Genomic DNA, 22,142 nt, shown 5'->3' with positions numbered 1-22,142 from the left:
CTGAGGAGAGACAAGATGCGCATGACGATCGTAGCCGCCCTCGCCCTGACTGCCGCTGTACCCGCCACCGCCCAGATCGCACCAGGCGCGGCCGCACCCGACTTCACCACCCAAGGTGCGCTCGCGGGCAAGGCGTTCACGCTCAACCTCAAGAACCAGCTCAAAAAGGGGCCGGTGGTCCTCTATTTCTATCCGATGTCGTTCACGCCCGGGTGCAGCGCCGAGGCGCAGGCGTTCGCTGCCGCGACACCCGAGTTCAAGGCGGTGGGCGCGACGGTGATCGGGATGGCCGCCGATCCGATCGACAAGCTCAAAGACTTCTCGACCAAGGACTGCGCCAGCAAGTTCGCGGTGGCGCAGGCAACCCCGGCGATCATCGACGGCTATGACGTCGCGTTGAAGCGCAACGGCACGAAGACCGCGATGACCAGCCGCACCAGCTTCGTCATCACCCCAGACGGCAAGGTGATCTACGCGCACAGCGAGATGAGCCCCGCGCCGCACATCCGCAACACGCTGGCCGCGGTGAAGGAATGGCGCGCCAAACAGCGCAAATAATATGCTTATTAGGCGTGTAACGATTTCACCGGATTTTAGCAGTTAGCACCTAGACCACGCCTATCAGAGTGCGTTTGCGGGCGCGTGTTGCGGCGCCCCGATGAGCGTGGGGATAGAATTCTATGACGGTGGCGAGGGCCGCTCGATCTGCGAGGACCGACGATCCGGCCTGGCAGCTTTACGAGCGCATCGGCACATTTCTGTTCGATCAGCGGTTGGAGCCGGATCCGGCGAACTTCGCGTTCGCCTGGCATCTGCTCCATGATCCCGCCGGGCCGCTTGCCAAAGCGGTGGCGGCGCTGACCGATGGCGGGGTGCGGCTGACCAAGCGCGATATCGAATCGCTCGGCGTCGAATCGCCCGCGAATGCGCGCAGCGTTCGCGAAAAGGCCGACGGACTCGTCGCCCGCACTCAGATGCAGGTCGAAGGGTTTCAGGACATGGTCCAGGCCATCCACGACGAGACCGTCGGCTTTGGCCGCGATCTTGCGGCGAGCGCTGATGCCATCCACCGGTTTGGCAAAGGCGGTGAGGGCGCGCTGTTCGATGAGCTGTCGCGCGTCACCGCGACGATGCTCGAACGCGTCCACAGCGCGGAATCGCGGCTTGAGAATGCGACGCGCGAGGCAACCGAGCTGCGCGACAAGCTCGAGGAGGCGCGCGACAATGCCCGTCGCGACCCGCTGACTGAGCTGCCCAACCGCCGCGCATTCGAGGAAGCCTATGCCGAGCTGGCTGCCGCTGGCGGGGGCATGTGCGTTGCGATCTGCGACGTCGACTATTTCAAGGCGGTCAACGACCGCTTCGGCCACGCCGTGGGCGACCGCGTGCTGAAGACCATTGCCGAGACACTCAAGGCGAGCTGTGCGGGTCATCATGTCGCGCGTTATGGTGGCGAGGAGTTCGCGATCCTGTTCGCTGCCGCGAACCTTGAGGCCGCGCGGATAACGCTGGACAATGCGCGCGCCACCGTCGCCGCGAAACGCTATCGCCTGCGTGAGACCGACGCGCCGCTCGGCGAAATCACCTTTTCGGCCGGGCTGACCCTGGTTGCTGATGGCGAGCCGCTCGCCAACAGCGTCGGCCGTGCCGACCGGCTGCTCTACGCTGCCAAGAATAACGGGCGGAACTGTGTCCACATCAGCTGATGCGCAAACGGGGCATATGCGCAACAAGTGTTGGTAATTTACACCATATATCTTGGCGGAAAACGCCAATATCTGCAGCAACAAAATAATAAATCCATATAATTCAGTAAGTTATAAAACTGGCACGGACCATGCAAATCTCTTGGCATCTCGCCGGATCGTCCGGCGGAACAACAAAGGGAACAACATCATGGCTCTCCGTTTCGACTCGCTCAGCCGCTACGCTTTCTCGCTGGTCGGTGCCGCTGGCTTCACTGCCTTCCTCATCGCCAACACGATCAGCATGGGCCCGGTCGCCTGACCGACCCGCGCAGAACTCAGAAAACAGGGAAGCAAACCATGACTCGCCAGATCCTCGTGACCCTCATCTCCTTCGGCATCACCGCCGTGACCATCTTCACCACCACCGCCGTTCCGGGCTCGGGCATCATCGCCTGAGCCCCCGCCGGCCCGGGGCGCCAGGTCGCCTTGGGATTATCGGGAGGCGAAGAATCGCCATCGCCGTCCCGCTCGATGAAGCTGATCCTCCCCTCGGGTTCGAGGATCGCTCAGGCGACCTTCTCCAGATGACCAATGCCCGTCAGCCGCATCTCCCATCAGGATCGGGGCGATCGTTCGACGGACGGCCGTTGACGGCATGAGTCGCCAGGCGCATGTGGCCGCCATGCGCTTCTTCTCCGACAACACCGCGCCCGCCAGTCCCGAGGTGCTTGCGGCACTGGCGGCGGCGAATGTGCAGGACATCGCCTATGACGGCGACGCGCTGAGCCAGTCGCTCGATGCGCGCTTTTCCGAGCTGTTCGAGACCGAGGTCGGCGTGCTGTGGCTGCCCACCGGCACCGCCGCCAACTGCCTGGCGCTCGCGTCGCTGTGCCCGCCCTATGGCGGTGTGGTCTGTCACCGCGAGGCGCATATCCAGGCCGACGAAGCCGGCGCGCCCGAGTTCTTCACCCATGGCGCCAAGCTGCTGCTCGCCGAGGGCGACGGCGCGAAACTCACTCCCGACACGATCCGCGCAGTGATCGACCGGATCAAGCCGGGCGTCCACTGGACCCAGCCGCACGCCATCTCGATCACCAATGCCACCGAGTACGGGCTGGTCTACACGCCCGACGAGACCGCCGCGATCGGCGCCGTGGCGCGCGAACGCGGGCTGGGATTCCATCTGGACGGCGCGCGCTTTGCCAATGCGGTTGTCCATCTGGACTGTACGCCTGCCGACCTGACCTGGCGCGCCGGGGTCGACGCGCTAAGCTTCGGCTTCATCAAGAATGGCGGCATGGGCGCCGAGGCGCTGATATTCTTCGGCCCCGACCATGCCGATGCCGCACGCGTCCGGCGCAAGCGCGCGGGGCATCTTCAATCCAAGGGCAAGTTCCTCGCCGCGCAGCTTCACGCGATGCTCGATGGCGATTTGTGGCTGCGCAACGCGCGCGCCGCCAATGCCGGCGCGACGCTGATCGGGCACGCGGCGGAAGGGCGACTGGCCCATCCCGTGGAATCGAACGCGGTGTTCCTCAAGGTTACGCCGGTCGAGGCCGTGGCGCTGCGCGCGCAGGGCTTCGACTTTTACGACTGGTCACCCGGCGTGGTGCGGCTGGTCGTGTCCTGGGATCAGGGCGAGGCAGCGGTCCGACCGCTGGCCGAAGCGATTCGCAGGCTGTGATCGGCAAGCCGACGCCCAATTCCGCGCGGCTTTCGGTGCTGCTGCCCTTCGCTGCGGTGACACTCATCTGGGGATCGACCTGGATCGTTATCACTGGGCAGCTGGGTGTGGTCCCGCCGACCTGGTCGGTCACCTATCGCTTCCTGATCGCAGGTGTCGCGATGCTCGGCTGGGCGGTGTTCACCCGCCAGTCGCTGAAGCTCGACCGGCGCGGCATCGTCTTCGCCGCGCTGATGGGCGCGTTCCAGTTCGCGCTCAATTTCAATTTCGTCTACCGCGCGGAAGGGCATGTCACTTCCGGCCTTGTCGCGGTGGTGTTCGCGTTGCTGCTGGTGCCGAACGCGGTGTTTTCGCGCATCTTCCTCGGCCAGCGGATGGGGCGCCAGCTTATCATCGGGTCGCTGATCGCGATGGCCGGTGTCGGGCTGCTCTTCCTGCATGAGCTTCGCCGCGACCCGACTGCGAGCGGTGAGATCTGGCTCGGCATCGGCCTTACTTTGCTCGGTGTGCTTTCGGCCTCGACCGCGAACATCATGCAGGCGACAGATACCGCCAAACGCTATCCGATGGCGACGATGCTCGGCTGGGCGATGCTGCTCGGCGCGACGATGGACGCGACCTTTGCGTGGATCACGGTCGGCCCGCCGGTGTTCGACACGCGGCTGAGCTATATTGCCGGGGTATTCTATCTCGGTATCTTCGGCTCCGCGGTATCCTTCCCGCTCTATTTCAGCGTGCTGCGCAAGATCGGGCCGGCCAAGGCGGCCTATTCGAGCGTCATCATTCCCGTATTGGCGATGCTGCTCTCGACCTTGTTCGAGGGCTATCGGTGGTCGCTGCTCGCCGCCGGGGGCGCATTGCTCGCGGGTGCCGGGCTGGTGCTGGCGTTGAGAGCGCGCAGGCCCAATCGGTAATCCGGCCAGGCGGGCTTCCAGCCCAGCGCACGCTTCGCCTTGCCGTTGGCGACACGGCGATTCTCCGAATAGAAGGCGCGCGCCGCGGGCGAGAGGTTTGCTTCCTCGAGTGTCACCAAAGGCGGTACGGGTAATCCCACCAAGCGGCAGCCGAACGCGATAACGTCACTTTGTGGCGCAGGCTCGTCGTCGGCGAGGTTGTAAGCGCCCGGTGCCGCGTCGAAACCGGCGATCACCCCGCTGGCGATGTCGTCGACATGGACTCGGCTGAACACCTGTCCCGGCACGTCGATCCGGCGCGCCTCTCCACCGCGAATCCGGTCGAGCGGCGAGCGGCCGGGACCGTAGATGCCTGGTAGCCGGAAGACGCGAGCGCCTTGAGCGACCCACATCGCATCGGCCACGGCCCGCGCGCTGCGGCGCCCTGTGCCGATCGGCGCGCCTTCATCGACCCATGCGCCGCCGGTATCACCATAGACGCCGGTCGAGGAGAGATAGCCAAGCCATGCGCCGGCTGCGGCCAGCGTGTCGCCATAGGCTGTCAGCACCGGATCGCCTTCGCCCGGTGGGATCGTGGAGAGGATGTGAGTCGCCTGCGCGATCTCGAACCGCACGCGCTCGGCGTCGTCGAAGGCGATGTTGCCCACGCTGCCGGTGGCGGCGATCCGCGCACCCGACAGCCGCGCAGCGATTGCCGACGCGGTGTAGCCAAGGCCGAAGATGAACAGGCGCATCTAGGTCCTCCCCCGCCGGGGGAGGATCAGCTCACTTCGCGCCATATCCGTTGTACAGCACGCCGAAGAAATCGCCCTTGTTCCACGCCGGGCGCGCATCGGCGTCGGCGATCTCGCGTGCGATCGCGTAGTTGGCCTCGATGAAACGCACGCCCTGATCCCATTTGATCTCGGGGTTGGAGATTTCGTCCGACGGGCGGTGATAGCGGGTGGCGAGGAAGCGATTGAACGCCTCGCCGCCCACGCCTGCCATGCCCGGCCACAGGAAGACCGAGGGGATGCCCTGCTGGACGAAGCGGTAATGGTCCGAGCGGACGAAGAAGCCTTGCTCGGGCATCGGATCCTTGCCGACGCCGACGCCCACCGCTGCCGTCGCGCGCGCGACGATCGGGCCGAGCGTCGAACGCGCCGCGCCGAATGCGATCATGTCCTCGAACTTGTAGGTGATCACCGGCATGTCGAGATTGACGTTGGCGACCAGGTTCGCCTTGGGCACGGTCGGATTATGCGCGAAATAATCGGCGCCGATCAGCCCCTTTTCCTCGGCGGTGACCGCAAGAAACATGATCGAACGACGCGGCGGCTTGCCCGACGCCTCGAAGCGCTTCGCTTCCTCGATCAGCGATGCGATGCCCATGGCATTGTCCATCGCGCCGTTGTGGATCGTGTCGCCCTTCTCGTCCGCCTTGCCTACGCCGACATGGTCGAGATGCGCGGAGAGCACGACGACTTCGTCCTTGAGCTTGGGGTCGCTGCCGGGGATGATTCCCGCGACGTTGCTGCTGGTCACGATCTTGCGCTCGGTCTTGAGTGCCGCTGCGAGCGTCGCGCCGCTCGCGAATGGCGCCACGATGGGCTTGCCCGCTTCGGCCGCCTTCTTCGCCGCGGTCCAGCCCTTGTCAGCGCCGAACAGCTTGTCCGCGCCCTTGACGCTGAGCGAGGCGATGGTGGGCGTACCCTTGGCAGGGATATGACCGTTGCCCTGCGCGTCGGCCCAGGTCATCCGCCACTCGTCCCATACTTCGGTCATCCGTGAGAAGGGGCGGACCTTCGCAGAGCTCGGGCTTTCGAGTACGATGACGCCGACCGCGCCCTTGCTCGCCGCGATTACGGCTTTGTTGGCGTTGCTGCCGAAATGCGCGCGTTCCTCGCCGTCGAAGCCGCCCGGCGCGCCTGAGAAGATCGCCACGATCTTTCCGCGGACATCGACGTCCTTATAGTCGTCGCGCTTATATTGCGGCGCGACGATGCCATAGCCCGCGAACACCACGCCCGCGTCGATCACGGTGCTGATCTTCTCCGGATTGCCACCGGGGATGTAATCCTCGCCGAATGCGAGGGTCAGCGGCGCCGCGCCGCTGCGAGTGACGGTCAGCGTGCCCTTGTCGACGGGACGGAAGCTGAGCAGTGGCACGGGCTGGAGATAACTGCCGTCTACGCCTGCCGGCTTCAATCCGGCGGCATAGAATTGCGCGGCGACATATTGTGCGGCGATCTCATACTCGTTGGAACCCGCGTCGCGCCCCTTCATCGCATCGGATGCGAGGAACATGACATGTGCCTTCATCGCCGCCTGATCGGCCGGAAGCGTCGCGTTGACGAAGGCATTGGTCTCGGCCGCTGTGGGGGTCTTGGCGGCTTCGGGAGCGGCTTCCTGGGCGGCGAGTGGCAGGGAGAGGCTGAGCAAAGCAAGCGTGAGCGTCGGACGAAGCATCTAAGGGTCTTCCGAATTGAACAAAGAATGCTCTGAGGCGTAGCATTACGGCTATGCACCGCAACGAAATTTCGTGGTGCCGCCCGGACGGCACCGCCTATAGGCTTGTCCCATGATCGACGCCCTCGCCGCTACCCCGCATGTCACCCGCCGCGACGACTATCGCGTTCCCGACTGGCTGGTGCCGGAGATCGCGCTCGACTTCGACCTCGATCCGGCGGCGACGCGGGTGAAGGCTGTGCTGACGGTCGAACGTAACGGTGCACATGATCGCGCGCTTCGGCTCGACGGCGACGGACTGACGCCGCTTTCGGTCAAGGTCGACGGCGCGGATGCGGCCTATGCGATGGATGGCCCCGCACTGGTGATCGAACTGACCGGTGACCGCCATGTCGTCGAGACTCAGGTCGAGATTGCGCCCGAACGCAACACGCAGCTGATGGGCCTCTACGCCTCGGGTGGGAACCTGTGCACGCAATGCGAGGCGGAGGGGTTCCGCCGCATCACCTTCTTCCCCGACCGGCCCGATGTGCTGAGCAAGTACCGGGTGAAGATGACCGCGGACCGGGTGCATTTCCCGGTGCTGCTCGCGAATGGCGATCCGGTGACTTCGGGCGATGCGTCCGACGGCAAGCACTGGGCCGAGTGGCACGATCCGTTCCCCAAGCCCTGCTATCTCTTCGCGATGGTCGCGGGTGACCTTGCCGCCAATCGCGGCACCTTCACCACGCTGTCGGGGCGCGAGGTACAGCTTGGTATCTGGGTGCGCGAGAAGGACTTGCCCAAGACCGACCATGCGCTCCACGCGCTCAAGCTCAGCATGGCGTGGGATGAGAAGGTCTATGGCCGCGAGTACGACCTCGACGTGTTCAACATCGTCGCGGTCGACGATTTCAACTTCGGCGCGATGGAGAATAAGGGGCTGAACATTTTCAACAGCCGCTACATCCTCGCTGACCCCGACACTGCCACCGACTACGACTATGACGCGGTTGCTGCGGTGGTCGCGCACGAATATTTCCATAACTGGTCGGGCAATCGCGTTACCTGCCGCGACTGGTTCCAGCTCTCGCTCAAGGAGGGCTTCACCGTCTTCCGCGACCAAAGCTTCTCGGCCGATCAGGGTTCAGCTGCGGTCAAACGGATCGAGGATGTGCGCGGTCTGCGCGCGGCGCAGTTCCCAGAGGATTCAGGGCCGCTCGCGCATCCGGTGCGTCCCGACGAATATCTCGAGATCTCGAACTTCTACACCGCTACCATTTACAACAAGGGCGCCGAGGTCATCCGCATGATGGCCACGATCCTCGGCCCGCAGAAGTTCCGCGCGGCGACCGACCTCTATTTCCAGCGCTTCGACGGCACCGCCGCGACGTGCGAGGATTTCGTCGCGTGCATGGAGGAAGCGAGCGGCACCGATCTCACCCAGTTTCGCCTCTGGTATTCACAGGCCGGAACCCCACGTGTCAGCGCGACGCTGGAGCATGAAGCGGGTGACGGCCGCGCGCGCGTGAGGATCCGTCAGAGCGTGCCGCCGACGCCAGGCCAGCCGGACAAGGCGCCGATGGTGCTTCCGCTCAAACTGCGTCTGTTTGGCGGCGAGACCGCCAGGCCGGTGGCGGCAGAGCGTTTGGTGCTGTTGTCGGATGCCGAGACCGAGATCGCGTTCGAGGGCGTGACCGAGCGTCCGGTGCTGTCGATCAACCGCGGTTTCTCCGCCCCGGTGATCGTCGACACCAACCGCAGCGCCGCCGATCTCGCCTTCCTTTCGGCGCATGATGACGATCCCTTCGCCCGGTACGAGGCGATGCAGCAGCTGATGCTCGACACGCTGGTCGCGGCGGTGACGCAGGGCCGCGCCGATCACAGCGCGGTGATCGAGGCGGTCGCGAACACGCTCGCCGATCCTGCGCTCGACCGCGCCTTCGTCGCCGAAGCGGTGCTTCTCCCTTCGGACAGCTTCATCGGCGACCAGCTGCCGGTGGTCGATCCCGAGCTGATCTTCCTGAAGCGTGAGGCGCTGCGCCGCGATCTTGGCAGAGTGCTCGAGCAGCAATGGCGCGATGCGCATGATGCGGTGAGGGCCAACCGCTTCGAATATTCGCCTGCGGGCAAGGGCGCGCGGCGGCTGCGTACCGTGTCGCTCGGCTATATCAACGCGAGCGGCGCGGCGGACGGTCCCGACCTCGCCTTCGGCCAGTTCGAGGGTGCGGACAATATGACCGACCGTCAGGGCGCGTTGATGACTCTGGTCAACAGCAAGTCGGACAAGCGCATCGCCGCGCTCGACATCTTCTACAACCGCTATGCCGACAATGCGCTGGTGCTCGACAAATGGTTCCAGACGCAGGCGCTGGCGACGCGCGAGGACACCGCCGAAGCGGTTGAGGAGCTCGCAAAGCATCGCGACTTCACTCTCGCCAATCCTAACCGTGCGCGATCGCTGGTGGGCGCGTTCGCGATCAACCAGCGTGCGTTCCATTCCGGCGAGGGGCGCGGCTACCGCTTCGTTGCGGACCAGCTGATCGCGCTCGACAAGCTCAACCCGCAGACCGCGGCCAAGCTCGTCCCGCCGCTCGGCCGCTGGAAGCGCTTCGACGAGACGCCCGCGACGAAGATGCGCGCCGAGCTGGAGCGCATCCTCGCCACACCGGGCCTCAGCAAGGATATGGCCGAGCAGGTCGGCAAGAGCCTGGAAGGCTAGGCCATCACATTGCGACCACGGCGCACCGTTGCGCTGTGGCCGATCGATGCCGCGGGCGTGCGGGTGCGCACCGTATCGGCGAACATCCAGTCGTTGCGCACCGCATCGGGCGTCAGCGTCAGCGCCATGTAGCCGCGGCGCGAGGTATCGCACCATTTGAGCTCGGCATTGGTCTCGACCAGCGCGCGAGCGATGACCTTCGGGTCAGCGGCGGTCGAGCTTTCATAGCCGGGCGAGGTCACCGCATGGCCCGCGAATTCGACCCCGGCGGGCCTGCCGTCCTGCGCGAGGTTGTACGCCCAGGCATTGTGGCTGTCCCCGGCGATCACGACGAGGTTGGCGTTCGCCGCCTGCGCAGCTTTGAGGAACCGCGCGCGCGCCGCGGGGTAGCCGCCCCAATTGTCGAGATTGGTCGGTAGTCCGAGCGAAGCCAGCGTGACGCCCGCCTTCACATAGCGTTTTGCGATTTCCGGGGCGTCTGGCTTGAGCCAGTCCATCGCCTGTTTGGGCGCGACCTGCTTGCCCATGATCGTGCCGAACCCGGCGACCTGCCAGCGGGTGCCTGCGCGCGCCGATCGCTTGAGCTCGGCGGCGATCCATGCCTCCTGCTCCCAGCCCATCATCGTCATTGCCGGGTCCTGCCACGCGCCGTCGCGGAATGCCTTCAACGCGGCGACCGGATCGTCGGCCATCAGGAAGGAGGCTGCGCTGTAGGGCTTGGTCCGTCCCAGCAACCGGGTCTCGGTACGGAACAATGTCGCGAGCGTGCCGATCTCGTACGTCTTCCACGGTTGGTCGGAGACCGGCATCCATTCGCGCCATGCCTGCATCGCGGCGGCGCGGCGGATGCTCCAGTCGCCCTCCTTGTCGGGCGAGTGGTTCTGCGCGCCGCCTTCCCAGCTGTCGTTCGCGGACTCGTGATCGTCCATCTGCACGACCATCGCCTTCGCGGCGTGCAGCGCCTGCAGGTCCGGGTCGGCGCGATAGCTCGCATAGCGCAGGCGATAGTCGGCGAGGTGGATGAGCTCGGTGGCGGGGAGCGGCAGGCGGCCCGTCACAGTCTGATCGAGCGAGGGATAGTTGCCGTGCGGATATTCGTAGAGATAGTCGCCGAGATGTACGGCGAGATCGATGTCGTCGCGCGCCGCAGCGTGGGCATAGGCGTTGAAATAGCCAAAGCCCATGTTCGAGCAGGAGAAGACCGCGATGTCGAAGCGCGCTGCATTGCCCTGCGGCAGCGTCCGCGTCCGTCCCACCGGCGACTTGGTGCCGTCGGCCGCGACAAAGCGATAATGATAGCGGGTCCCGGGCTTGAGGCCGGTGACCGTGATCTTGGTTGTCCAGTCGCGCCACGGCCCGGTGATTGCCTCACCGCCGGCGACGACCTTGGCGAAGTCCGGATTCTCTGAGACCTCGACCCGCAGCTTCGCCGAGTCGCCCTTGCCGACATAGCGGGTCCACAACAGCATCGAATCCGGACCCGGCTCGCCGCTCGCCACCGAATGGGTAAAGCCGTCGACGATCCAGTTCGGCCCCTGCGCGAAGCCGGGAATCGCGTAGGCGCCGAGGCCCAGCGTGCCGGTGAGGATCAAGGAACGGCGATCGATACGGATGGTCATAGCTGGTCTCCCTCCCCGCGTCCCTGGCCCGCACATATGGCTGGTTCGTGACAGCCGATCCTGACAGGTCTAGAGCTTGCCGCAACCGAATGGTTTCCGGAGTTACCGATGCGCAGATCCGCCCTCGCCGCCCTGCTTCTCGCCACCGCAGCCTGCAATCAGGCCCCGTCTGCGGGGAACGACGCCACGGCCGCCGCCGACAGCTATGATCTCGCCGCGCAGAAGGCGAAACTCGCGGTGATCGACATGAAGCCGGACACCAGTTTCCTCAACGATGAGGAGCGGCAGGTGGTCAATCTGCTGATCCAGGCGTCGGAACAGATGTCGCTGATCTATCGCGCTCAGCGCGATGCCAACTGGAAGCAGACGCGTGCCGCGATTGAGAAGGCGGGCGGCAGGCTGCCGCTCGAGATGTTCGACCGCTATTACGGCCCGTGGGACGACCTTGCCGACAACCGCCCGTTCTTTGGCGACGCGAAGATGCCCGAAGGCGGGGGCTTCTATCCCGCGGATCTGACCAAGGAGGCGTTTGACGCCTATCTCGCGAAGAACCCGGCGGAGAAAGCTGCGCTTACCAACCCCTACACCATCGTCGTCCGCGACGGCGCGAAACTGAAGGCGATCCCCTATTCGGTCGCGTACAAGACCGAGTTGACCGAGGCGGCACGGTTGCTCAACGAAGCCGCGGCGATCACCACCAACGCCAGCCTCAAGAAGTTCCTGACGCTGCGTGCCAAAGCGTTCCTGACCGATGACTATTTCGCGTCCGAACTGGCGTGGATGGATCTGGAAGGCACGCCGATCGAGGTCGCGATCGGGCCGTACGAAGTCTATACCGACCGGCTCCACGGTCAGAAGACTGCGTTCGAGAGCTTCGTGACGCTCAAGGACCCGGCCGAATCTGCAGCGCTCGACAAGTATAAGCGCTATCTGCGCGACATGGAGGCGAACCTGCCCGTCGCCGCCAAGTACAAGAATTTCCAGCGCGGCTTCGAATCGCCGATCGCGGTGGCCGAGCAGGTGCGCGGGGGCGGCGACAATGTGCCGGGCGTGCAGACCATTGCCTTCAACCTGCCCAATGACGAACGCGTGCGCGAGGCCAAGGGCGCAAAGAAGGTGATCCTCTCCAACGTGCTGGGCGCCAAGTACGAACGTATCCTTGCCCCGATGGCGCCGCTGGTGCTGGTGCCCGATCAGGCGAAGCTGGTGTCCAAGAAGTATATGCAGCTCGAAACGCTGTTCCACGAGCTGTCGCACAGCCTGGGGCCGGGCACGATCGTCGTGAACGGACAGAAGACCACCGTGAGCGAGGCGCTCAAGGAGCAGGCGGGCGGCCTCGAGGAGGCCAAGGCCGATGTCATGGGCGCGTGGAACATCCTGTTCATGATGCAGAAGGGCGAGCTGCCCGCAGCAGAGAAATCCCAGCTCTTCGCCACCTACCTCACCGGCACCTTCCGCGCGATGCGCTTCGGAATCGAGGAGGCTCACGGTCAGGGCGCGGCGATGCAGTACGGCTACCTCAAGGCCAAGGGCGCGTTCGTCTGGGACGCCAAGGCCGGTCGCTACCGCGTCGACGAGGCGCGGTTCGAACTCGGGCTGCGCGATCTGTTGCGCGACATGATCGTGCTTCAGGGCAATGGCGACTATAATGGGGTCAAGGCGTTCATGGCGAAATGGGCGGTGCTCGACGACAATGCCCGCACCGTGATCGCGTCGATGAAGTCGATCCCGGTCGACATCGTGCCGGTCTATCCGAACAAGGTGTGAGCGGCAGATCCCTTGCCAATTCCGACGCGATAGCGGAAGGCGGCGCGCCGCAACGGCCGCCCGGCCGGTTCGCGGCATGCGGTTGAGAAAGGTACGCGTTGACGGTTAGCCAGCCCACGCCAGCGCCTGGCGGTCCTGTTCATTTCCTGGGTACGGACCGCGCGATCCTCGCGCTGCTGCTGATCCTGGCGATCGCTGTGCGGTTCGTCACCTTCGGCAATCCGGCGCTGGGCTTTGACGAGCAATTCTATCTGCTTGTCGGCGACCGGATGCTGCAGGGCGAGCTGCCCTATGTCGATATCTTCGACCGCAAGCCGATCGGGATCTTCCTGATCTATGCCGGTGCCCGCCTGCTCGGCGGCGAAGGATTCCTGCAGTACAAGCTCGTCGCGCTCGTATTCGTCGTGGCGACTTCATGGCTGATCTATCTGCTCGGTCGCCGTCGGGCTGGGCCGTGGGGCGCGGGTCTGGCCGCGGCTTTGTACATCCTGTGGCTCAATTTCATGGAGGGCGAGGGCGGGCAGACGCCGGTCTTCTACAATCTGCTGGTGGTCGGGGCGATGGCGCTGCTGTTCGGCGCGCTGCGGGCGCGGGGCCGCCTGTGGCTGAACGGCTGCGCGGCGATGCTGCTGCTGGGCGCCGCGATCCAGATCAAATACACGGTGGTGTTCGAGGGTGCGTTCTTCGGCTGCGCCTTCCTTTGGCTCGCCTGGAAGCAGCAAATGCCCTGGCGTCGGATCCCGCTGTTCGCAGTGGCGATGGTGGCCGTCGCGCTGGTGCCGACGCTGCTTGCGCTGCTCTATTACTGGTCGGTGGGCCATGCAGAGGAATTCATCTTCTGCAATTTCGTTTCGATCTTCGGACAGGGCAAGGGTGCGCCGCTGGCGCAGGTAAGCAAATTGTTCGAAGTCAGTGCGATCCTGTTGCCGTTCGGGATCATTGCCTTTTTCGGTCGCAGCGCGATCCGCGCCGACCTTCAGTCGCAAGAGGCGAAGCTGTTGCGCCTGTGGCTGGTCGCCGCCGCGTTCGGCGTCATCATCTACTGGCGCTTCAACAGCCCGCATTACGCCATTCCGCTGCTGCCGCCGCTCTGCCTGCTGCTCGCGTCCGCGCTCGATGCGAAGCGACGACTGGGCATCGGCATTGCGCTGGTCGCGCTGGTAGCCGGGCAGGCGGTGCAGCTGCACCTGATCGCGATCAAGGGCGGGAACGACGCCATGCGCGCGGTCGCTGCCGCGGCGAAGCCGGACAAGGGCTGCATCTTCGTCTATAACGGCTATCCGGGTCTCTATATGATGACCGGCTCGTGCATGCCCTCGCGCTGGTCCTTCCCGGGGCACGTCAACGCACAGGACGAGAACAACGCCTGGGCGCTGGGTGTCGACCCGCTGCAGGAGACGAAGGCGATCCTTGACCGGCGCCCCGACGCGATCGTCGAGACCTTCCCGGCGTTCGGCGGCGGCAACCGCCCGACGCGCGCGCTGCTTCATCGCGTTCTGAAGGCGCATTACACGCCGGTGCTGTGCGTCCTGAACGCGCGCAACCGCACGCGCGTGGTCTATCGCCGCAAGGAAGAGGCCTGGCCGCGCAGGATCGAACAATGCCCGCCCGAGGTGTTCCGGGACATTACCGAATAGCGTCTGCGACGCCGCTCCGCCGGTTCGCCAGGAGCGATTCGTAGAAGTCGATCAGCGCCATCGCATGGTTCGCGTCCGACAGAACATGTCCCGCAGCGTGCCGCGCTGCTGCGCGCAGGATCGACGGCTCGCGCGCGAACAGACGGCGGATTGCCGCCGCGCCCGATTTGGAGTCGCCGCCACGATAGGTTTCGGCGAACAAGGGGTCGGCGACTTCCGCACAGCCGCCGTCATTGGGAACGATCAGCGGCAGACCGGAAGCGAGCGCCTCCGACGCCACCAGTCCGAACGGCTCCTGGTCCGATCCATGGATCAGCGCGTCCGCACTCGCCATGATGCGTGAGAAACGCTCGCGGTCGTAAATCGGGCGGAACAGACGGATATGCGTGTTGCCCGCGATCTGGCGCTCCAGCGCCGAGCGTTGCGGTCCGTCGCCCAGCAGCATCAGGCCCACCGGCAGCTTCGCTCCGGCGCGCTCGACCGCGTCGATCACCACCGGCCAGCGCTTCTCCTTGTGATGCCGCCCCAGCCCGATCAGCAAATGTCCGTCAGGGGGCAGGTCGAGCTGCGCCAGCATCGCCGCGCGCAGCTTCTCGTCGCGCAGCGCCGGCGAGAAATGGTTGCGATCGATACCGAGCGGCAGCGCCGCATCGACTCGCGTCCCGCGCCGCCGGTAGCGCTTCGCCAGCGCAGGGCCGTTGGTGACGAAGGTGTCGAACCCTTCGAGAAACTTGTTCATGTAGCGCGTGTACCAGCCGAACAGCTGTTCGATCCGGTCGGGGCTGGCAAACGGCGCCAGCCAGCGCTGCGGATAGGCGCCGATATTGTCGTTATGCGCGAAGAAGACCTTGAGCGCGTCGCCCCGCCAGCGGCTGAGCGCCCAGGCGGGACGCCAGGGCGAGCTGGTCTCGACCACGTCGGGCTTGAGTTGGTCGAGCAGGCGGATGACGGGCGCCATATCCTTGAACAGCCAATAGTTGCGATCGACGATCAGCGGCGGGGCCTTGACCCAGTAGATGCGCCCGCCATCGGGACGGTCCTCGATCCGGTCTTCATCGAACGGCGCGATCACGATCAGCTCATGACCAAGCTCGGCCATGATTCGCATCTTGCGGTCGAGATACGTGCGGACTCCGCCCCCGGTCGGCGAATAATATTCGTTGACGTCGACGATGCGCATGGCGCGTCTTAGCTGCTCAACGGGCTAAAGCCCAGACCACGCAGATACTGGGCGTGGATTGTCACCGTCGTCACACCGCGACCGACTTGTACCAACCCGTCCGCAACTTTAGGGCGGCTGCGCCCCATCTTGCGATTGCTCGGAAAGCCTGCGCCATCCTGCCAGAAATTGAACTTGTTCTTGCCGTCGCGGTCATGGGTGAAAAACAGCCCATAGGTGCCGGGGCGCGGGGCCTTGATGCACAGGACGACGGCGCCCGTTGCCGGCGTGTCGGCGAAGCTCCGGCCAAAGAACTTGCCTTCGCGTTTGAGGTCATGGTCGTCCTTGAGATAATCCCCCTCCTGACCGGGATAGAGCTCAAGCTTAAGGCGGCCGCGCCGGTCTTTGAGGCCGACGATGTTGACACGGATCGCAGGCCCGCTGCCGTCGATACAGGCCTGGGCGTCTTCGCCGCGCACTTGCTGAGCCGCTGCCGGTGCGCTTGCCGCCAGCAGCGCAACACCGATCGCGGCGGCGCCGCATGCTGGTGTTATCCTATTCATCACAGTTCCTTCCTCACCAGTCCCAGGATGCCGAACCCCGCGATCAGCACCGCATGGATCAACAGTGTCAGGGCGGCCATGAACGAAAGCAGTTCGGTCAGCGCCTCGCCCTGACCGATCAGAAGGATTGCAAAGCCGGCGAACAGCAGATCCTTGTTCGGAACGAACGGCAGGCGGGACACGAGCATTCGCGCCGCCGCCAGCAGGATCCAGGTCCCAAGCCCAACACCCGGCATGGCGAACGCCCAGGCCAGTGCGACGAGCAGTGAATCGGAGATCAGCCGCGCGCCGTGGATGCCGAACACCTCCCACAGCTCGCGCCGCTGGAGCGAGAACACGCGTCGCGAGAGCAGCAGGAACGGCACCGACATCACGGCGATCACCGCGGCGGAGACGATACCGGTCTTGAACTGCGCCGGTGTGAGCAATTCCGATGCCAGCGGCAGCGCGAGCGCCAGCAGCAACAGCGTCATCGCATTGCCGGCCATCGCCGAGAGGATCGACACGTCCTTCACCGCGCCAAAGGGTGCCGCGACCATCTTTGTCCGCTGGCGTGCCCAGGCATAGAAATAGGCCTCGCCCGAATAGCCGAGCACCACGTCGTTGGCGATTCGCTTGCGGTGCAGCGCAATCATGCCCGACCAGGGGATGTTCCACAGCCGGCGATAGATGATGAAATCGAAGGTCGGCCCAACCATGTATTTGAGCGCGAAGAAGATATAGAAAATCCAGCTGGCCGGCGCTGTGCTGGTCAGCCCGTGCAGCCCCTTGTCGAGCAGTTCATGGCCGACGCCCACCACCATCAGCAGTGAGAGCACCGCGCCCAGCCAGGTCGGCCAGCGGCGTTTGATCTTCGCGATCGGCTCCAGACCGGATGGCTCCGCCATGCCGGGCTGGGGAGCCGGACCGGCCAGCGTACTCGTCGTCAAGAATTGCGCTCCCGGCGGTTCAACATAAGCCAATCAGGCTACCTCTCTCCCCGCATATTCGAGCATGTCAGGACGTCAAAAGATGGCCACGATGCTAGCAGGTGCGTCTCTCACACCAGAATACGGTTTCATCGCGGGGCGATTTGGGCTTTAACAAGGCAATCTACAAGTCCATGCCTCATCCGCCAGCATCCCATATCCTGAGTTTCGCCCAGACGCTGAAGGGGGGCGGGGTGGAGCGCGCGCTGATGCGCATGGCTGCCGGGTGGGAGCAAGCCGGGCGGCGGGTCACGCTGGTGATCGGCGATGCAGGCGGCGCGCTCGCGCATGAATTGCCTCCGAATGTGACGCTGCATGAACTTGGCGACGCGCGGTATCGGGCGATGTTCGGTCTTGCCGATATCGTGCGGGAGGTGCGCCCCGATGTGATCTTCTGCCCGGGCAACCATTATACCGCCGCCGCATTCTGGTTGCGCCGCCGCCTGGGCGAATCGTGCCCGCCGATGGCGGCGCAGGTGTCGAACTCGCTGGTGCGATCCGACCTGCTTCGCGCGGTGAGCTGGGGCTATGGCGCGTGGCTGCGCATGCATCCCGGGTTTCTCGATGCGCTGGTCGCGATGACGCCGGCGATGGCGAAGGAGACGGTGGAGCAGATGCGAATCGCGCCATCGCGCGTGCACGTCATCGCCAATCCGGCCACCCTGCCGATCCCCGGCGCACCTCCACCCCCGATGCCCGAGGGGCGCTTCATTGTCGGTGTCGGGCGGCTCGCCCCGCAGAAACGCTGGGACCGGTTGATTGCCGCGATGCCGCGGCTGAATGATCCGGACGTCAAGCTGCTCATCCTGGGCGAGGGCGGGGAGCGCGCATCACTCGAGCGGCTGGTCGAGCGATTGGGCCTCGCCGGACGGGTTCTGATGCCCGGCCATGCGCCTGATCCGCTTCCGGCGATCGAGCGTGCGGCGGTGATGGCGCTGACCTCCGAATTCGAAGGCGTGCCGGGGGTGTTACGCGAAGCGATCGCGCTCGGCACACCGGCCGTCGCCACCGATTCGAGCGTCGCGATTCCCGAACTGATCGATACGCCCGAGCGCGGTACGGTGATCCCACCGGGCGACCGCGCCCGTCTGGTGGCAGCGCTTAATTACTGGCTGGCGCCCGGTCGTCAGCGCCCCGAGCCGCGCGTCGAGACGGGTCCGGATCCGGTGCAGGCCTATCTCGACCTGTTCGACGATCTGGTGGCTCAGCGCGGCCGGTAGCTGACGCCGACCCAGAGCGTGCGTGGGGTTGCGCGCTCAACGATACCGTTGCCGGTAATCGCGGTCTCGACTCGCGCATTGCTCAGGTTCTCGCCACGCACTTCGATCGCCAACCCGGCAGTCAGCGGCACCGCGACCCGCGCATCGAACGTGACCGCATCGGTTAGCATCCGCGCGTTCTGATCGTCCTCGAACTGGCTTCCGATGTAACGGCCCGTGACCGAGACCGACACGCGCTTGCGCGTCCAGCCAAGACTCGCGGATCCCTGATGCCGTGCGACCTGCGCAGGCCGCTTGCCGTCGAGCGCTGCCGCCGCACCTGTGGCTTCGACGCCGGCATCGGTGAAGGCCCAGGACGCGCTTGCGCGCCACGGTCCGGAACGCCAGCGCAAGTCGACCTCCACGCCCTTCGCGACGATCGCATCGAGATTGAGCCGCTGGCGATAGGCACCGCCCGCCGCGACGAAGCCGACACCGGGGAAACTGCCCGGCCCTGTACCCAGCGTGACATTGCCGATCGCGCCGCGGATGCGGTTCCAATAGCCGGTTGCGCTCAGCGTCAGCGTGGGCGTTGGGGTCAGATCGATCCCGGCCTCCGCTCCCACCAGCCGTTCGGGATCGAGCAGCGGGTTGGCGGCTGTCGCGTCGGTGCCGGCGCGGAACGGGCGGTAAAGCTCGTTAAGCGTCGGCAACCGCCAGCCGGTATAGGCGGCACTGCGCAGCGACACCGCCGGCGCAAGCCTGACCGCGATGCCCGCCCGTCCGCTCGCCTCCCAGCCGCTGCGATCTGCAAAACGCGCATCGGTAAGCGCCGCGCCGCCTGCAAGCGGTGCCTCGAACAGCGATCCTCTGGAGATGGTCCAGCGATCGACGCGCCCGCCCGCGCTCAGCGTCAGCGGTCCGCGTTCGAGGCTCAAATCCGCGAACAGCCCGCCGGTCAGCGTTTCGCCGCCCGCGCTGCGTCGCCGCGTCGGGCGGCCCGCGACATAAGTGTACAGCTCCTGGGTCCGCCCCGATGTGTGGCGCAGGTCGCCGCCCAGCCGCAGCGTTGCGCCGCTGCCGACCGGTGGCTCGATCTCGATCCGCGCGCCAGCGCCGGTCGCCGGGACATGCTGGTCGAGTGTCGGCGACGCCGTTGCGCGACCCGCGCTGACGCTCGCGAACCCGCTCGAAAAGTCGCGATGCTGGAGATAGGCGAGCGCCGACCAGCGCCAGCGCCCACGTCCCACCAGTCGCACGCTTGCGTCCGTGCCCTGACTCGTCATCGCCGTGAAATCGGTTCCGCGGTCGCGCTCGTCGCTGAACCCCGACAGATTGGCCTGAAGTTCGACGCTCTCGCCGACCGGAAACACCGCACGCAGCGCAAGGCTCGCCTGCCGGTAGGGCGCTGCCCTGTCTGCGGGACCGCGATTCTCCTCGACGATTGGAATAAAGCCATCGCCCCGCGCGAACTGTCCCGCGATCGTCAACGATCCTGCACCGAGTTTCGCGCCGCCCGTCGCCACCAGATCGATCGATTCGCGGCTGCCATGGAAACCGGTCAGCGCCAGCGGTCCCAGCATCGCCGCATCGGCGCTGGTCAGCTCGATTGTGCCGGCGAGCGCCCCCGCGCCGTGATAGCCGCTGCCCCCGCCGCGCGTGATGCGTACCGACGCCAGCCGCTCGGGCAGATAGGCGGGGAAGGGCACCCAGCCGCCGAACGGGTCGGCCTGGGGCACCCCGTCGAGCAGTAGCAGCGCGCGGCTCGATGCATTGCCGCCGAGCCCGCGCAAGGTGATCCCCTGTGCGGTTGGGTGCGCAGAGCGCGAATCGGCACGGCGGAACTGCGCTGCGCCGGCGGCATCGCGCAGCACATCCTCGATCCGTCCGCTGGCCGATTCGGTCAGCCGCTCGCGATCGATCTCGGCAACGGCATAGGCGGCCTCGCCCGGTGGCACATCGAGTCCGCGCCCGGTCACCACGATGTCCTGGGCAAGGGCGGGCAGGGGAAGGATCAGGAGAGCCGCGAAGGCCCTCATTCAGGCTTGGCCTGGTCGGGATGCGCGGTGGCGAAGGCCTCAAGCGCAGATGCGGCGGCATCGGCCGCGACCAGCTTGGGATAGGCGTCGAGCGGCAGCTCGAACCGGCGCGCATTGTACATCTGCGGTACCAGCAGCACGTCGCTGACGTCGGGCGCGTCGCCCCCAAGATACGGGCCGTCGCCTGCCATTGCTTCCAGCGCCACAAATCCCTCGGCGATCCAGTGGCGATACCATTCGGCCTTGGCCGCCTCATCCGCGTCGAACTGGGATTCGAGCCGCTTGAGGATGCGCAGGTTGTTCACGGGATGGGTGTCCGCCGCGATCAGCAGCGCACGCGCCATCGCATCGGCGCGGGCGAGCGGATCGGCCGGGATGAGCCGCGGCTCGGGATAGGTGGCATCGAGCCATTCGATGATCGCCAGGCTCTGCGTCAGCACGCGCCCGTTTCCGATGTCGAGTGCGGGGACGAACCCCTGCGGATTGCGCGCGACATGCTCCGCCGAGCGTTGCTCGCCCTTTACCAGATGCACTTCGCGGCGTTCGTACGCGACGCCCTTGAGGTTGAGCGCGATCCGCACGCGATAGGCGGCGGACGAACGGAAATAGTCGTAGAGGATCATGCCGCGTTCCGTGGAACGGCGCGGCGCGCGCGCGGCCTGGCCGGGGGTGGACCGGGGTCCGGCTCGGGTTCGGCCCCAATTCCGGCGGCGATCGCCTGCTCCGACTTCCGCTCGAGCGCGACCTTGATCATCGCCACGATCGGATCGGCCAGAGCGAGGCCAAGGAAGCCGAACAGCGTGCTTGCCAGGATCTGCGACGAGACGGTCAGCGCCGGCGGCATGTCGACCGTATGCTTCGCGACCAGCGGAAGCAGCACATAGCCGTCGAACGTCTGCACGCCGAAGTAGATCGCGATCGCCCACAAGCCCTGCTCGGGCCCGGCGCTGAAGCCGACCGCGACCATCAGCACGCCCGAGATGAATGCACCGATATTGGGAATGAAGGCGAGGATGCCGGTCAGGATGCCGAGCAGAAGCGCCATCGGTACACCGGCGACTGACAGGAGTATCCAGGTGAGCGCGCCTTCGAAGATCATGCCGAGGATGCGTCCGGCCAGCAGAACGCGCATCGTCCGAGCCATGCGCGCCAGCGTGATCGCGAACTGATCGCGCGTTGCCATCGGGACCATCCACTGCAGCCCGCGCTCGTAGATGCGCGGCTCCATCGCGACGAACAGCCCGATGACGAGGACGAGGAAGAAGCTGCCGATCGCGCCGATCGCGCCGCCGATGAACGAGGTCACCCGTCCGACCGAACCGAGCGCCTGCTGTGCGAGCCCGGTGAGGTCCGATGCCGCAGGCATGATGCCGAGCTCGGTCAGCCAGGCGCTGACCCGGTTCGCCTGCGCTTCCAGCGTCTGCCGCAGCTGCTCGGCCTGCGCGGCGATTTCCACCCCGGTGAGATAAATCACTCCGCCGACGAACGCGATCACCAGCAGGACGACGATCGCCAGCGCGAAACCGCGGGGAATTGGCAGGATCTTGCGGATCAGGCGCGCGCCGCCGTCGAGCATCGACGCAACGACAAGACCGGCGAAGATCAGCAGCAGCGGCTGAATCAGCAGCACCACCAAGGCTGTGGCGATAGCGAGTCCGAACCAGACCGACGCCTTGCGCAGCTCGGCGCGCATCACCGGATCGCGCATCTCGTTGGGGCCGGGCTCGCGGACGATCGAGACGTTTTCCTTGCTCAT

The 22,142-nt window shown here is 65.7% G+C and carries 17 protein-coding genes; 8 read left to right on the top strand and 9 right to left on the bottom strand.

What is annotated here, in order from left to right; all coding sequences use genetic code 11:
* The first annotated feature begins 15 nt into the window (after positions 1-15).
* From AC07NK_RS01800 to AC07NK_RS01785, 4 genes are all read left to right on the top strand, one after another.
* Entirely contained in the window at positions 16-558 is a 543-nt protein-coding gene (locus tag AC07NK_RS01800; protein WP_495168852.1) for a peroxiredoxin, read from the top strand.
* Between the two features lie 122 nt (positions 559-680).
* Positions 681-1,706 (top strand): GGDEF domain-containing protein, encoded by a 1,026-nt coding sequence (locus AC07NK_RS01795; protein ID WP_495168851.1) that lies wholly within the window; start codon positions 681-683, stop codon positions 1,704-1,706.
* Positions 1,707-2,370: 664 nt separating this feature from the next.
* A complete protein-coding gene (locus tag AC07NK_RS01790; protein ID WP_495168850.1) occupies positions 2,371-3,372 on the top strand; it encodes a threonine aldolase family protein in 1,002 nt (333 codons plus the stop codon).
* Positions 3,369-4,286 carry a DMT family transporter gene (locus AC07NK_RS01785; RefSeq protein ID WP_495168849.1) on the top strand — a complete coding sequence of 306 codons (918 nt, stop codon included), beginning with the start codon at positions 3,369-3,371 and terminating at the stop codon, positions 4,284-4,286. Before AC07NK_RS01790 ends, AC07NK_RS01785 begins: the two co-directional genes overlap by 4 nt.
* On the opposite strand, the gene AC07NK_RS01780 is transcribed toward AC07NK_RS01785, so the two are convergent.
* Together AC07NK_RS01780 and AC07NK_RS01775 are read right to left on the bottom strand one after the other, a co-directional pair.
* Positions 4,196-5,020 carry a Rossmann-fold NAD(P)-binding domain-containing protein gene (locus AC07NK_RS01780; RefSeq protein ID WP_495168848.1) on the bottom strand — a complete coding sequence of 275 codons (825 nt, stop codon included), beginning with the start codon at positions 5,018-5,020 and terminating at the stop codon, positions 4,196-4,198. The genes AC07NK_RS01785 and AC07NK_RS01780 overlap by 91 nt on opposite strands.
* Positions 5,021-5,051: 31 nt before the next feature.
* Positions 5,052-6,734, bottom strand: coding sequence for a M28 family metallopeptidase (locus AC07NK_RS01775; RefSeq protein WP_495168847.1), 1,683 nt, complete (start codon positions 6,732-6,734; stop codon positions 5,052-5,054).
* Between the two features lie 112 nt (positions 6,735-6,846).
* Here AC07NK_RS01775 and pepN point away from each other — a divergent pair, with 112 nt between their 5' ends.
* Positions 6,847-9,435 (top strand): aminopeptidase N, encoded by a 2,589-nt coding sequence (pepN, locus tag AC07NK_RS01770; RefSeq protein ID WP_495168846.1) that lies wholly within the window; start codon positions 6,847-6,849, stop codon positions 9,433-9,435.
* Here pepN and AC07NK_RS01765 read toward each other — a convergent pair.
* Entirely contained in the window at positions 9,432-11,054 is a 1,623-nt protein-coding gene (locus AC07NK_RS01765; RefSeq protein WP_495168845.1) for an alkaline phosphatase D family protein, read from the bottom strand. The genes pepN and AC07NK_RS01765 overlap by 4 nt on opposite strands.
* A 108-nt stretch (positions 11,055-11,162) precedes the next feature.
* Between AC07NK_RS01765 and AC07NK_RS01760 the strand changes: the two genes are divergently transcribed.
* On the top strand, positions 11,163-12,821 hold the full coding sequence (locus AC07NK_RS01760) for a DUF8614 domain-containing protein (protein ID WP_495168844.1): 1,659 nt from the start codon (positions 11,163-11,165) through the stop codon (positions 12,819-12,821).
* Between the two features lie 98 nt (positions 12,822-12,919).
* Positions 12,920-14,458 (top strand): ArnT family glycosyltransferase, encoded by a 1,539-nt coding sequence (locus tag AC07NK_RS01755; RefSeq protein WP_495168843.1) that lies wholly within the window; start codon positions 12,920-12,922, stop codon positions 14,456-14,458.
* On the opposite strand, the gene AC07NK_RS01750 is transcribed toward AC07NK_RS01755, so the two are convergent.
* The 3 genes from AC07NK_RS01750 to AC07NK_RS01740 are packed head-to-tail and all read right to left on the bottom strand — an operon-like array spanning position 14,448 to position 17,109.
* Complete coding sequence (locus tag AC07NK_RS01750) at positions 14,448-15,638, bottom strand: glycosyltransferase (RefSeq protein ID WP_495168842.1); 1,191 nt, start codon at positions 15,636-15,638, stop codon at positions 14,448-14,450. The genes AC07NK_RS01755 and AC07NK_RS01750 overlap by 11 nt on opposite strands.
* An 8-nt stretch (positions 15,639-15,646) precedes the next feature.
* Positions 15,647-16,180 carry a DUF2141 domain-containing protein gene (locus tag AC07NK_RS01745; protein ID WP_495168841.1) on the bottom strand — a complete coding sequence of 178 codons (534 nt, stop codon included), beginning with the start codon at positions 16,178-16,180 and terminating at the stop codon, positions 15,647-15,649.
* On the bottom strand, positions 16,180-17,109 hold the full coding sequence (locus AC07NK_RS01740) for a hypothetical protein (protein WP_495168840.1): 930 nt from the start codon (positions 17,107-17,109) through the stop codon (positions 16,180-16,182). The genes AC07NK_RS01745 and AC07NK_RS01740 overlap by 1 nt, the downstream gene beginning before the upstream one ends.
* Positions 17,110-17,282: 173 nt before the next feature.
* On the opposite strand from AC07NK_RS01740, the gene AC07NK_RS01735 reads away from it, so the two are divergent.
* Positions 17,283-18,368, top strand: a complete 1,086-nt coding sequence (locus AC07NK_RS01735; protein WP_495168839.1) for a glycosyltransferase — start codon at positions 17,283-17,285, stop codon at positions 18,366-18,368.
* On the opposite strand, the gene AC07NK_RS01730 is transcribed toward AC07NK_RS01735, so the two are convergent.
* Genes AC07NK_RS01730 through AC07NK_RS01720 form a run of 3 tightly spaced genes read right to left on the bottom strand, consistent with a single transcriptional unit; the run spans position 18,353 to position 22,142 of the window.
* Complete coding sequence (locus AC07NK_RS01730; protein WP_495168838.1) at positions 18,353-20,386, bottom strand: TonB-dependent receptor; 2,034 nt, start codon at positions 20,384-20,386, stop codon at positions 18,353-18,355. The two genes, AC07NK_RS01735 and AC07NK_RS01730, sit on opposite strands and share 16 nt — an antisense overlap.
* On the bottom strand, positions 20,383-21,009 hold the full coding sequence (gene maiA / locus AC07NK_RS01725; protein WP_495168837.1) for a maleylacetoacetate isomerase: 627 nt from the start codon (positions 21,007-21,009) through the stop codon (positions 20,383-20,385). The genes AC07NK_RS01730 and maiA overlap by 4 nt, the downstream gene beginning before the upstream one ends.
* Positions 21,006-22,142, bottom strand: a complete 1,137-nt coding sequence (locus AC07NK_RS01720) for an AI-2E family transporter (protein WP_495168836.1) — start codon at positions 22,140-22,142, stop codon at positions 21,006-21,008. The genes maiA and AC07NK_RS01720 overlap by 4 nt, the downstream gene beginning before the upstream one ends.

The sequence above is a fragment of the Sphingomonas sp. GW821-FHT09B04 genome (genome assembly GCF_059418285.1).
This window is presented reverse-complemented; position numbering and strand designations above follow the sequence as displayed.